General features: G+C 61.5%; 10 protein-coding genes. 7 read left to right on the top strand and 3 right to left on the bottom strand.

What is annotated here, in order from left to right:
• Positions 1–63: 63 nt before the first annotated feature.
• The 7 genes from C3Y91_RS11655 to C3Y91_RS11625 all read left to right on the top strand — a co-directional run bounded on the left by C3Y91_RS11655 (position 64) and on the right by C3Y91_RS11625 (position 9,197).
• The gene (locus C3Y91_RS11655) at positions 64–957 is read left to right on the top strand and encodes a LysR family transcriptional regulator (RefSeq protein ID WP_018069027.1); all 894 of its coding nucleotides are present in this window, start codon (positions 64–66) and stop codon (positions 955–957) included.
• A 135-nt stretch (positions 958–1,092) separates the two neighbouring features.
• Positions 1,093–1,572 (top strand): formate dehydrogenase subunit gamma, encoded by a 480-nt coding sequence (locus C3Y91_RS11650; protein ID WP_024323361.1) that lies wholly within the window; start codon positions 1,093–1,095, stop codon positions 1,570–1,572.
• Positions 1,569–3,125 carry a formate dehydrogenase beta subunit gene (locus tag C3Y91_RS11645; RefSeq protein ID WP_024323360.1) on the top strand — a complete coding sequence of 519 codons (1,557 nt, stop codon included), beginning with the start codon at positions 1,569–1,571 and terminating at the stop codon, positions 3,123–3,125. Before C3Y91_RS11650 ends, C3Y91_RS11645 begins: the two co-directional genes overlap by 4 nt.
• 57 nt (positions 3,126–3,182) lie before the next feature.
• On the top strand, positions 3,183–6,062 hold the full coding sequence (gene fdhF / locus C3Y91_RS11640; RefSeq protein ID WP_024323359.1) for a formate dehydrogenase subunit alpha: 2,880 nt from the start codon (positions 3,183–3,185) through the stop codon (positions 6,060–6,062).
• 190 nt (positions 6,063–6,252) lie between these two features.
• Positions 6,253–7,077, top strand: coding sequence for a formate dehydrogenase accessory sulfurtransferase FdhD (gene fdhD, locus C3Y91_RS11635; RefSeq protein WP_024323358.1), 825 nt, complete (start codon positions 6,253–6,255; stop codon positions 7,075–7,077).
• Entirely contained in the window at positions 7,067–7,303 is a 237-nt protein-coding gene (locus C3Y91_RS11630; RefSeq protein ID WP_018069022.1) for a formate dehydrogenase subunit delta, read from the top strand. The genes fdhD and C3Y91_RS11630 overlap by 11 nt, the downstream gene beginning before the upstream one ends.
• A gap of 235 nt (positions 7,304–7,538) precedes the next feature.
• Entirely contained in the window at positions 7,539–9,197 is a 1,659-nt protein-coding gene (locus C3Y91_RS11625) for an OFA family MFS transporter (protein ID WP_024323357.1), read from the top strand.
• Positions 9,198–9,318: 121 nt separating this feature from the next.
• Here C3Y91_RS11625 and C3Y91_RS11620 read toward each other — a convergent pair whose 3' ends face one another.
• From C3Y91_RS11620 to rocD, 3 genes are all read right to left on the bottom strand, one after another.
• Positions 9,319–11,079: a methyl-accepting chemotaxis protein gene (locus tag C3Y91_RS11620; RefSeq protein WP_168575322.1), complete on the bottom strand. Its 1,761-nt coding sequence runs from the start codon at positions 11,077–11,079 to the stop codon at positions 9,319–9,321.
• Positions 11,080–11,391: 312 nt separating this feature from the next.
• Entirely contained in the window at positions 11,392–11,868 is a 477-nt protein-coding gene (locus tag C3Y91_RS11615; RefSeq protein WP_003543427.1) for a chemotaxis protein CheW, read from the bottom strand.
• A gap of 296 nt (positions 11,869–12,164) precedes the next feature.
• The gene (gene rocD / locus C3Y91_RS11610) at positions 12,165–13,364 is read right to left on the bottom strand and encodes an ornithine--oxo-acid transaminase (RefSeq protein WP_018069019.1); all 1,200 of its coding nucleotides are present in this window, start codon (positions 13,362–13,364) and stop codon (positions 12,165–12,167) included.
• Between the last annotated feature and the right edge of the window lie 10 nt (positions 13,365–13,374).

Genomic DNA, 13,374 nt, shown 5'->3' with positions numbered 1-13,374 from the left:
AGCACAGCTGCTGCGTCAAAGATGAACTGACCCGGATGATGTCATGCCGGATCGGGAGGCCGGATGATCGACAAGCTGGAATTCTTCATCGCCCTTGCCAATGAAAAGCATTTTGGCCGCGCCGCAGAGGAGTGCGGGATTTCGCAGCCAACGCTTTCGGCTGCCATCCGGCAGCTCGAGGATCAGCTTGGGGTCATGCTGGTGCAGCGCGGTTCGCGGTTCCAGGGGCTGACGCCTGAGGGGCAACGCGTGCTCGAATGGGCCCGGCGCATCGTCGGCGATGCCCGCACCATGCGCGAGGAGATGCGCGCCGCGCGCCGCGGTCTTTCCGGCCACATCCGCCTCGCTGCCATTCCGACCGCCCTCGCCATGCTGTCGCGCATCACCACGCCATTTCAGGAGCGGCATCCCGGCGTGACCTTCTCGATCGTCTCGCGGAATTCGCTGCAGGTGCTGAGCATGCTCGAAAACCTCGAAATCGATGCCGGCATCACCTATCTCGAAAACGAGCCGCTCGGCCGCGTCACGACCGTCCCCCTCTATGCCGAGCGCTATAATCTGATCACGGCTGCAGGCAGCCCGCTATCTGATCGCGACAGCGTGACCTGGCGAGAGATCGGCGATCTTCGGCTTTGCCTATTGACTGCCGACATGCAAAACCGCCGCATCATCAACCGGCACTTGACGGAAGCGGGCGCCACAGCGCATCCGACGCTCGAATCCAACTCGATGATCGTGTTGTTCTCGCATGTCAGGACTGGGCGCTGGGCGAGCATCATGCCGCGCAACGTTGCAAAATCCTTCGGATTTCCAGTGGAAATCCGCATGATCCCGATCGTCGAGCCGGAGGCGCATCATCTGGTCGGCCTTGTTGCGCCTTATCGCGAGCCCTTCACCCCGCTTGTCTCGGCCTTGCTGCACGAGGCGAGAGTGCTCGTGCAAGATGAAGAACTTTGATAGAAAAAAACTATCAAGCAACGAGATAGCTTTATTGATCGCCGGCTGCTTCCCTGAGATGGTGGTTGCGGAATAGCACTCGGCCGGGGGAGGCCCGCTATTTCGCAACGAGCAAGCCGCCGGGAGGGCTGCCTTATGACCATTCATATCGCCGAAGGCGATATTGCAGCGCGCACCCGAGCCATCGTCGCCGATCTTCGCTTTCTCGAAGGGCCGTTGCTTCCCATTCTGCACGAGGTTCAGCAGGAATTCGGTTATGTGCCGCAGGAAGCCATGCCCGTCATCGCGGAGGAATTGAACCTCTCCCGCGCCGAGGTGCATGGCGTGGTGACTTTCTATCACGATTATCGTGATCATCCCGCCGGCCGGCACGTGCTGAAGCTCTGTCGCGCCGAAGCCTGTCAGTCGATGGGCGGCGATGCGCTGGCCGAGCGCGTCAAGACACTGCTCGGCATCGATTTTCATCAGACGACGCTCGATGGCGGCGTGACACTGGAGCCGGTCTACTGTCTCGGGCTCTGCGCCTGTGCGCCGGCGGCGATGCTCGACGGCGAGGTCTATGGCCGGGTCGACGATCAGACGGCGGCGGAACTCGTCGCGGAGGCACGCCGATGACGGTCAGGATATATGTTCCGCGCGATGCCGCAGCGCTGGCGCTCGGGGCCGAAAAGGTGGCAAAGGCGATTGCCCAGGAGATCGCCGCCCGCGGCTTCGATGCCGAGATCGTGCGCAACGGCTCGCGCGGAATGTTCTGGCTGGAGCCGCTGGTCGAGGTCGAGGTTGCCGGCAAGCGCATCGGCTATGGACCGGTGAAGTCAAAGGATGTGGCTGATCTGTTCGATGCCGGGATGATTGATGGAGGCGAGCATCGGCTCTGTCTCGGGGAGGTTGAAGACCTCCCGTTCCTCAAGGAACAAACCCGCCTGACCTTCGCCCGCTGCGGCGTCATCGATCCGCTTTCGCTTAGCGATTACGAGGCTCACGGCGGCCTCGCCGGCCTACGCCGCGCCATTTCGATGACTTCAGCCGACGTGGTCAAGGAAGTCACGGACTCCGGCTTGCGCGGGCGCGGCGGCGCGGGTTTCCCGACGGGCATCAAGTGGAAGACCGTTCTCGATGCAATCGGTGAACGCAAATATATCGTCTGCAATGCCGATGAAGGCGACAGCGGCACCTTCGCCGACCGGATGATCATGGAGGGCGATCCCTTCGTGTTGATCGAGGGCATGGTGATATCAGGGCTTGCGACCGGGGCAACGAAGGGTTTCGTCTATACGCGCTCGGAATATCCGCATGCGATCGCTGTCATGACCGAGGCCGTCGGCATCGCGCGCCAGGCAGGCATTCTCGGGCCATCGGTGCTCGGCTCGGGCCGCGCCTTCGATATCGAAGTGCGCACCGGCGCCGGCGCCTATGTCTGCGGCGAGGAGACGGCGCTGCTCAACAGCCTCGAAGGCAAGCGCGGCATCGTGCGTGCCAAGCCGCCGCTGCCGGCGCATAAGGGGCTGTTTAACTGTCCGACCGTCATCAACAACGTGATCTCACTGGCTTCGGTGCCGGTCATCATGGAAAAGGGTGCGGCCTTCTACCGCGATTTCGGCATGGGCCGCTCACGCGGCACCATCCCGCTGCAGATTGCCGGCAATGTTAGATATGGCGGCCTCTTTGAGACGGCCTTCGGTCTTTCGCTCGGAGATATTGTCGACAGGATCGGTGGCGGTACAGTGACGGGACGGCCGGTCAAAGCCGTGCAGGTCGGCGGACCGCTCGGCGCCTATTTCCCGCGGGCGCTGTTCGACACGCCGTTCGATTACGAATCCTTTGCCGCCAAAGACGGGCTGATCGGCCATGCCGGCATCGTCGTCTTCGACGACACGGCCGATATGCTGAAACAGGCGCGTTTCGCGATGGAATTCTGCGCCGTCGAAAGCTGCGGCAAGTGCACGCCCTGCCGCATCGGCTCGACGCGCGGCGTGGAGACGGCCGACAAGATCGCTCACGGCATCGAACCGGAGAAGAACCGGGTGCTGCTTGCCGATCTCTGCAACACGATGAAGTTCGGCTCGCTCTGTGCGCTGGGTGGTTTCACGCCCTATCCGGTGATGAGCGCCATGACGCATTTCCCAGAGGATTTTTCGCCGGCACCTCTGGTGGAGGCGGCGGAATGACGCGGTTTTCATGGAACGCCTGCGCTGACCTCACCATCTCAAGCAAGGAGACCCATCATGTCTCTCATCCATGAAATCGACTACGGGACCCCGGCTTCGAAATCCGAGGCCATGGTGAGGCTCACCATCGACGGACAGCAGATCAGCGTGCCGGAGGGCACCTCCATCATGCGCGCCTCGATGGAGGCCGGCATCAAGGTGCCAAAGCTCTGTGCCACCGATATGGTCGACGCTTTCGGCTCCTGCCGGCTCTGCCTCGTCGAGATCGAGGGCCGCAACGGTACACCCTCCTCCTGCACGACGCCGGTGGCGGCAAACATGGTGGTGCACACGCAGACGGGGCGGCTGAAGGATATCCGCCGCGGCGTGATGGAACTCTATATTTCCGACCATCCGCTCGACTGTCTCACCTGCGCGGCCAACGGCGATTGCGAATTGCAGGACATGGCAGGCGCCGTTGGCCTGCGCGATGTTCGCTACGGCTATGAGGGCGACAATCACGTCAAGGCGCGCAGCAATGGCGACATCAATCTGAAATGGATGCCGAAGGACGAATCCAATCCTTATTTCACCTATGATCCCTCCAAGTGCATCGTCTGTTCGCGCTGCGTGCGCGCCTGCGAGGAAGTGCAGGGCACCTTCGCGCTGACGATCGAGGGCCGCGGCTTCGGCTCACGCGTTTCGCCCGGCATGCACGAGCATTTCATCGATTCCGAATGCGTTTCCTGCGGTGCCTGCGTCCAGGCCTGCCCGACGGCGACGCTGACGGAGAAATCGGTGATCCAGATCGGCCAGCCGGAGCATTCGGCCGTGACGACCTGCGCCTATTGCGGCGTTGGCTGTTCTTTCAAGGCGGAGATGCGCGGCGAGGAACTGGTGCGCATGGTGCCGTGGAAGGACGGTCAGGCCAATCGCGGCCATTCCTGCGTCAAGGGCCGCTTCGCCTATGGCTATTCCACCCACAAGGACCGCATCCTCAATCCGATGATCCGCGAAAAGGTCAGCGATCCCTGGCGGGAAGTGAGCTGGGATGAGGCCTTCGCGCATGTGGCGCTGGAGTTCCGCCGCATCCAGTATCAATACGGTCGCGAGGCGATTGGCGGCATCACCTCGTCGCGCTGCACCAATGAGGAAACGTATCTGGTGCAGAAGCTGATCCGCGCCGGCTTCGGCAATAACAATGTCGATACCTGCGCCCGCGTCTGCCATTCGCCGACCGGCTACGGTCTCGGCCAGACGTTCGGCACGTCGGCGGGCACGCAGGATTTCGACAGCGTCGAGCATTCGGATGTCGTCGTCGTCATCGGCGCCAATCCGACCGACGGGCATCCGGTGTTCGGCTCGCGGCTGAAGAAGCGGCTGCGCCAGGGCGCCAAGCTTATCGTCATCGATCCGCGCCGCACCGATATCGTCCGCTCGCCGCATATCGAGGCCTCGTATCACCTGCCGCTGAAGCCCGGCACCAATGTCGCGGTCATGACGGCGCTGGCGCATGTGATCGTCACCGAAGGCCTCTTTGACGAGGCGTTCATCCGCGAGCGCTGCGACTGGTCGGAGTTCGAGGACTGGGCGGCCTTCGTCGCCGAACCGCAGCATAGTCCCGAGCAGACCGAGATCTTCACCGGCGTGCCGGCCGCGGATCTGCGCGGCGCGGCAAGGCTCTATGCCAAAGGCGGCAATGGTGCGATCTACTACGGCCTCGGCGTCACCGAACACAGCCAGGGCTCGACCACGGTCATTGCGATCGCCAACCTGGCGATGGCGACCGGCAATATCGGCCGTCCCGGCGTCGGCGTGAACCCGCTGCGCGGCCAGAACAATGTGCAGGGCTCCTGCGACATGGGTTCCTTCCCGCACGAACTGCCGGGCTACCGGCACATTTCCGACGATGCGACGCGTGATATCTTCGAAAAGCTCTGGGGTGTGAAGCTCAACAACGAGCCGGGCCTGCGTATTCCGAACATGCTGGATGCGGCAGTCGACGGCTCCTTCAAAGGCATCTACATCCAGGGCGAAGACATCCTGCAGTCCGATCCCGATACCAAACATGTCGCGGCCGGGCTTGCGGCGATGGAATGCGTCGTCGTGCAGGATCTGTTCCTCAACGAGACCGCCAATTACGCCCATGTCTTCCTGCCGGGCTCGACCTTCCTCGAGAAGGACGGCACCTTCACCAATGCCGAGCGCCGCATCAACCGCGTGCGCAAGGTAATGTCGCCGCGCAACGGCTATGGCGACTGGGAAGTGACGCAGAAGCTTGCCCAGGCGATGGGGCTCGACTGGAATTACACCCATCCGTCGGAGATCATGGACGAGATCGCCGCGACGACGCCGAGTTTCGCGATGGTCTCCTACGACTATCTCGATAAAATGGGCTCGGTGCAGTGGCCCTGTAACGAGAAGAACCCGCTCGGCTCGCCGATCATGCATGTCAATGGCTTCGTGCGCGGCAAGGGCAAGTTCATCCGCACCGAATATGTGGCGACCGACGAGCGCACCGGTCCGCGCTTCCCGCTGCTGCTGACAACCGGCCGCATCCTCAGCCAGTACAATGTCGGGGCGCAGACACGGCGGACCGAGAATGTCGTCTGGCATGCGGAAGACCGGCTGGAAATCCATCCGCACGATGCCGAGCAACGCGGCGTTCGCGACGGCGACTGGGTGAAGCTCGGCAGCCGCTCCGGCGACACGACGCTCAGGGCACTGATCACCGATCGCGTCGCGCCGGGTGTCGTCTACACGACCTTCCATCATCCCAATACGCAGGCGAACGTCATCACCACCGATTTCTCCGACTGGGCGACGAACTGCCCGGAATACAAGGTGACGGCGGTGCAGGTCTCGCCCTCCAACGGGCCGAGTGAATGGCAGCTGGAATATGACGAGCAGGCGCGTCAGTCACGCCGCATCGCCGGCAAACTCGAGGCGGCGGAGTGACGATGTGGGGGCGGTCTGGTGTGGCTTTCCCTTCTCCCCTCGGGGAGAAGGTGCCCGGAGGGCGGATGAGGGGGCGGCTCGGCAAATGCGACCTCGCTTTCGCTCGTTCGTTCGCTCCTATTGTCGCTCACCCCCTCATCTGCCCTGACGGGCATCTTCTCCCCGCGGGGGAGAAGATGGAGTTTGCATCATGACCTTCACCGTCACTGCCCATGCCCCCGAAACCGCCCGCCGCAACGGCATCCTGCAGACCGGTTCGCGAATCGTGCCGGAAGAGGTGCCGATCGCCTTTTCCTATGGCGGCAGTTCGCATGCGGTGATGATGGCAACGCCTGCGGATCTCGAGGATTTTGCCGTCGGATTCAGCCTGACCGAAGGCATCATTGCCGGGCCGGCGGAGATATCGGGCATCGAGGTCGTCGAGGGTGAGCAGGGGATCGATGTGCAGGTGAGCCTGGTCGACGACGTCGCCGATCGGCTGCGGGCACGGCGCCGCAGCATGGCAGGGCCGGTCGGCTGCGGGCTTTGCGGCATCGAATCGATCGAACAGGCGGTACGGCCGGTGCCTGACGTTTCGACATCGCCGTTGGCATTGTCGCATGCGGATATCGTCCGCGCCATTTCGCTTCTGAACGAGGCACAGCCGCTGCATCATGAGACGCGGGCGGTGCATGGCGCCGGATTCTATCGTCCCGGCAGCGGGCTGGTTGCCGTGCGCGAAGATGTCGGCCGGCACAATGCGCTGGACAAGCTCTGCGGCGCCGTCATCCGCGCCAGTGAAAGAGGCGGGGACGGTGCCGTTGTCGTCACCAGCCGGCTCTCCGTCGAGATGGTGCAGAAGGCGGCGATCCTCGGCAGCCCGGTGCTCATCGCCATATCGGCGCCGACGGCTCTCGCCATCCGCACGGCCGAAGAAGCCGGCATGACGCTCGTCGCGCTGGTGCGCGGCGAGGATTTCGAGATCTTCACCCACCCGCACCGCATCTCGCCCGGAAGCATTGCCGATGTCGCATGATACCAAGACCAAGCTCGTCTATATGGCAAACCAGATCGCCACCTTCTTCAAGAGCCAGCCGCAAAGCGAGGCCGCGCAGGGGGTCGCCACCCATATCAACAAATTCTGGGACCCGCGCATGCGGCGGCAATTGTTCGAAATTCTGGAGAATGAGGAAAACGGCCTGGATGCGCTCGTGCTTCAGGCCGCTCCTCTGATCCGAAAGCCGGAGCCGGTGACACACTAAAGCGCGTCGCAATCTTTCAGATTGGCTTCTCGCGCTTTAGGTCTTTATTTCCAACGCATGTCGTTACCGTAAAACCGCTGCACACTTTTGCGCGCCATGCTTAGGTCCGATAACCAGCATCGGCCCATGCGGGAGGGGAGGCAGGAGCAAGCTGCCTACGCATGCGCCGGTGACAATAAATCTGAATCAAGCCAGGTCCGAATCAAGCCAGGTCCGAATCAAGGAGGAGTTGTTCATGGTAGCAGCGGGAACACGTACAGACGGGGCGTTGGCGGGGGTAGGCCTGCTCGATCGTGAAAGGATCGTCGCAAGGCCCGGGTTCAATCGGTGGCTGGTGCCGCCGGCCGCGCTCGCCATCCATCTCTGCATCGGCATGGCCTATGGTTTCAGCGTCTTCTGGCTGCCGCTTTCCAAGTCGCTCGGGATCACGGCCTCGACGGCCTGCCCCGATCTGACACTCGCCTCGGCGCTGTTCACCACGACCTGCGACTGGCGTGTTGCCGACCTCGGCTGGATCTATACGCTGTTCTTCGTTCTGCTTGGTTCATCCGCCGCCATCTGGGGCGGCTGGCTTGAGCGCGCCGGTCCGCGCAAGGCGGGCGTCGTTTCCGCCTGCTGCTGGTGCGGCGGCATCATTCTTGCCGCGATCGGCGTCATCACCCATCAGCTCTGGATGATGTGGCTCGGTGCCGGCGTTATCGGCGGCATCGGTCTCGGCCTCGGCTACATCTCGCCGGTCTCGACGCTGATCAAGTGGTTTCCCGACCGGCGCGGCATGGCGACCGGCATGGCGATCATGGGCTTCGGCGGCGGTGCGATGATCGGCGCCCCGCTTGCCAACCTGCTGATGAACGCCTTCAAGACCGACAGTTCGGTCGGCGTCTGGCAGACCTTCATCGTCATGGCGGCGATCTATTTCGTATTCATGATGGGCGGCGCCTTCGGCTATCGCATTCCGCCGGCAGGCTGGCGTCCTGAGGGTTGGACACCGCCTGTGGCCAAGAGCACAATGATCACCACCAAACATGTGCACCTCGGCGATGCCCACAAGACCAAGCAGTTCTGGCTGATCTGGGCGGTGCTTTGCCTCAACGTTTCGGCCGGTATCGGCGTTCTCGGCATGGCCTCGCCGATGCTGCAGGAAATCTTCGCCGGCTCGCTGATCGGCCTGCCGGATGTCGGCTTCGCCCAGCTCGACGCCGGGCAGAAGGCATCGATCGCCACGATCGCCGCCGGTTTTGCCGGTTTGCTGTCACTCTTCAACATCGGTGGACGGTTCTTCTGGGCGTCGCTGTCCGATAAGATCGGCCGCAAGAATACCTATTATTGCTTCTTCGTCCTCGGCATCGTGCTCTATGCGCTGGCGCCCACTTTCGCAGGCATGGGCAACAAAGCGCTGTTCGTTCTCTCCTTCGGCATCATCCTGTCGATGTATGGCGGGGGCTTTGCGACCATCCCGGCCTATCTTGCCGATATTTTCGGCACGCAGTTCGTCGGCGCCATCCACGGCCGGCTGCTGACGGCCTGGGCAACGGCCGGCATCGTCGGTCCGGTCGTCGTCAACTATATCCGCGAAGCGCAGATTGCAGCCGGCGTAGCGCCCGGTCCAACCCTTTATACCGGCACCATGTATATCCTCGCCGGCATGCTGGCGCTCGGGCTTATTGCCAATTCGCTGATCAGGCCGCTTTCGGACAAATGGTTTATGTCCGATGAGGAGGTCGCTGCGCTGCAGGCGAAGTCGGCGGCCGTCAATGCAGGGCCGACGGGTTCCTTCGGCATCGGCACAGGCGGGCTGGACGCCAAGGCGATGCTTGCCTGGGCCGTCGTCGGCATTCCGCTGCTCTGGGGTGTCTGGGTGACGCTGAGGGCGACTTTTGCGCTCTTTGGGTAACCCATCAAAGCGCGCCGCATGGGTATCACGCGACGCGCTTATCTTCGTATGCAGCTCAACGTGATCAAAGTGCCGCCGCTTTGCGGCGGCACGGTAAAATGGTCATGCGGGGAGACCGCGATCAGAACTCTTCCCAGCTCTGGGCTGTTGCTCCGGCAGCGCCGTGCGCCTTTGCGACACGTGAAACGAGATGCAGCGCCGGCGAACCCGTCTGTCTTGCCTCATGCCTGCCGGCGGTCTGGGTCTGGCCCGGCAGACGGAACCTCGTCAGCAGCACACGCAGCGTTTCGGCTTCCTTCGCAAGACTGTGGCTGGCGGCGGTGCTCTCCTCGACCATCGCGGCATTCTGCTGGGTTGCCTGATCCAGCGTATTGACCGCCTGGTTGATTTCCTTGAGGCCGGTTGCCTGTTCCCTGGAGGCTTCGACGATGGCGACGACATTGCCGTCGATATCGCCGACCTGTGCGACGATCTCTTCGAGCGCCTTACCAGTCCGGCCGACGAGGCCGACGCCGTTCCTGACATGCTCGCCCGACGTGTTGATCAGCGCCTTGATCTCCTTGGCAGCTTTGGCGGAGCGCTGGGCCAGCTCCCGCACCTCCTGGGCCACCACGGCGAAGCCCTTGCCGGTTTCGCCGGCGCGGGCCGCCTCGACGCCGGCATTCAATGCCAGGAGGTTGGTCTGGAAGGCGATATCGTCGATGACGCTGATGATGTTGGTGATCTCGCGCGAGGACTGTTCGATCTGGCCCATAGCGGCGACGGCATTGCTGACAACGACACCGGATTGCTCGGCGCCCTGCTTGGTCATGGCGACGAGGCGGCCGGCTTCATCGGCGCGACGGCTGGAATCGTTGACGGTGGTGGTGATCTCTTCCAGCGCGGCTGCGGTTTCTTCGACGGAGGCGGCTTGCTGTTCCGTCCGCTTGGAGAAGGAATCCGCCGATGCGCCTATCTCGCGTGAGCCGGCGGCGATCGCGCTGGCATTCTCGCCGATCGTCTTCATCGTCTCGGCAAGATCTTTGATCGCAGTGTTGAAATCCTGGCGCAATTGCTCCATCGAGGGGACGAAGGGCGTGTCCAGCGTCCTTGTCAGATCACCTTCGGATAACTGACGCAGCGCGCCGCCGAGCAGAGAAATCGCGCTCATGCGCTGGGTGACGTCGGTTGCGAACTTCACGACCTTGTAGATCTTGCCGTCGGCATCGACGATCGGGTTATAAGCCGCCTGGATCCAGATTTCGCGGCCGTCCTTGCCGAAGCGGACGAATTCGTTGGCAATGAATTCGCCATTGGCGAGACGCCGCCAGAAATTGCTGTAATCCTCGGTGCTGACATAGGCCGGCTCGCAGAAGATGCTGTGATGCTTGCCGGTGATCTCGGCCAGGGAATATCCCATGGCTTTGCAGAAATTCTCGTTCGCGGTCAGGATCTCGCCCTTCGGGGTGAATTCAATCACTGCCTGCGACCGTGAGATCGCCTGAAGCTTGCCGGAATCCTCGACCGCCTGCTTCTTGGCGGCAGTGATATCGGCGGCAAATTTCACCACCTTGAATGGCTTTCCGCCCTTGAAGACAGGATTGTAAGAAGCCTGGATCCATATCTCGCTATTGCCCTTGGCAAGACGCTTGTAAGCACCGGCATCATATTCGCCGCGTCCAAGCCGCGCCCAGAAGGCGCGATATTCCGGGGTCGCCGTATAGGCCGGCTCGCAGAACATGCCGTGATGTTTGCCGACGATCTCGTCTAGGCGATAACCAAGTGCGTTGCAGAAATTCTCGTTCGCCTTGAGGATATTTCCCTTGAGATCGAATTCGATGATCGCCTGCGATTTGGAAATGGCATTGAGAATATATTTCGAATCGTAAGATAGACCAAACATTCTCGTCCCCATGAGATGAGCAGCAGCTTCTGCTGCTACGGCTGGTAAGGCGAAGCCGGTCGGGCGAGAAAAACCGGCGCCGGGAAGACAGCCGATAACCGGCTATTTTTCCTGTCTATCGGGAAACGTGTCGTCCTTATGCTTCGCAACTCATGCTGATGAAGTATGGTTAATATCCGGTATAGAAGGCATCTCTAATATTCAAATATCAGAGCCGAAAAAATGATCGTTGCGATTTAAATTTGCTTATGATGACGCAATAAAAAACCGCCCAAAGCGGGCGGCTTCTATTATTCGATTGTATGGTCCGAATCACGCCGCCAGTTCATCCGTCTCGTTTTCCTTGAACATCTTGGCGAGGTTCAGGAAGCAGATCATGCCGTTTTCCGAGGCAATGATGCCTTCGCAATAAGCGCGGTCGAAGGACGCGGTCACTTCAGGCACCGGCTGGACCTGGCTGGAGGAGATGGTGAGGATATCCGAGACGCGGTCGACCAGCATGCCGATGACCATGCTGTGAACTTCGGCGACGACGATGGCGCTGCGCTCATTGGCGACCGTGCTCTTCATGCCGAGCTTGAAAGCAAGATCGATGATCGGGATCACCGAGCCGCGCAGGTTCATGACACCGATGACATCGGCCGGTGCATGCGGGATCGGCGTCGACGGCGCCCAGCCGCGGATTTCGCGAATGGTCGTGGTCTTGACGCAGAATTCCTGATCATGCAGGCGGAAGGCAATAATTTCGAGCGTATCGCCGCTGAAGTTAGTCGAATTGATCGTGGCCATTAGAATTCTTCCCAACTGTCGTAAGCTAGGGCAGAAGCGGATGCGCCACCATTGGCGCGGACAAGCTTTGCCTTCATACCACGCGATGGCTTTGCGCTCGGCGAAGCATCGTTACGGTTATTGACGACATTAGCGAAAGAGTGTTGCCCAAATCTAAATTGGGCGACGAGATTGCGAAGGTTTTTATCTCGGATGACAACCAGGCGGTTTTGCTGTCGATCTCTTCCAGCCGATCTTTGGCATTCAGGATCTTCCAGGCTTCTGCGGGATAGTGAAGAAGAATTGCGCCGATTTACTCAGCCTATCGTCTTTTCAATCTGCGAGACGGCCCAATCCACCTGCTCTTTGGTGATGACCAGTGGCGGAGCGAGGCGAATCGTATGGTCGTGGGTATCCTTGGCGAGAAGGCCGCGCTCTTTCAGCGCATGGCAATATTGCCGTGCGCCGCCGGCTTCGGGTTCCAGCTCGATGGCCATCATCAGGCCACGGCCGCGCACGTCTCTGACGATGTTCGAGCGGATCGACCTGAGGCCTTCGGTGAAGTAGTCGCCCATGACAGCGGCGTTCTCGATCATGCCCTCTTCCGTCAGCACCTTGAGTGCGGCGCGCGCCACTGCGCAGGCGAGTGGATTGCCGCCGAAGGTCGAGCCGTGCTGGCCGGGCTTCAGCACGCCCAGAACTTCGGAATTCGAAAGCACGGCCGACACGGGATAGAAGCCGCCGGACAGCGCCTTGCCGATCAGCGTCACGTCGGCCTCGATGGCTTCGTGCTCCTCGGCCAGCAGCTTGCCGGTACGGCCGAGTCCGGTCTGGATCTCGTCGAGGATGAGGGTGACGTTGTTTGCCGTGCAGAGCTCGCGGACGCGGGTGAAATAACCCGCCGGCGGAATGATGACGCCGGCTTCGCCCTGAATCGGCTCGATCAGGGCGGCCACCGTATTGGCATTGATTGCGGCGGCGAAAGCCTCGGCATCGCCGAAGGGAATGATGCGGAAACCTGGCGTATAAGGACCGAAGCCGGCGCGGGCCTCGGGATCTGTGGAGAAACTGATGATGCTCAGCGTCCGGCCATGGAAATTATCGGCGCAGACGATGATCTCCGCCTTGCCCTCCGGCACGCCCTTGACCTCGTATCCCCATTTGCGCACCGCCTTGATGGCGGTCTCCACCGCTTCGGCGCCGGAATTCATCGGCAGGATCTTGTGCGAGCCGGTGAGAGCCGCGAGCTCTTCGTAGAGATAGGCGAGCTGATCGTTGCGGAAGGCCCGGGAGGTGAGCGTCAGCCTGCCTGCCTGCTCGACCATGGCGGCGAGGATCTTCGGATGACAATGGCCCTGGTTGACGGCGGAATAGGCTGAGAGGCAATCGAGATAACGGTTGCCGTCAGTATCCCAGACATAAACACCTTCGCCACGCGTCAGCACCACGTCGAGCGGCTTGTAGTTATGGGCGCCGAGCCGTTGTTCCGTGGCAATCAGTTTTTCCGATGTGTTCATGGCCGTTCTC

This window comes from Rhizobium ruizarguesonis (assembly GCF_012349115.1).
GTDB classification, from domain to species: domain Bacteria; phylum Pseudomonadota; class Alphaproteobacteria; order Rhizobiales; family Rhizobiaceae; genus Rhizobium; species Rhizobium ruizarguesonis.
The sequence above is the reverse complement of the archived record's forward strand: the minus strand, read 5'-3'. Positions and strand labels throughout refer to the sequence as shown.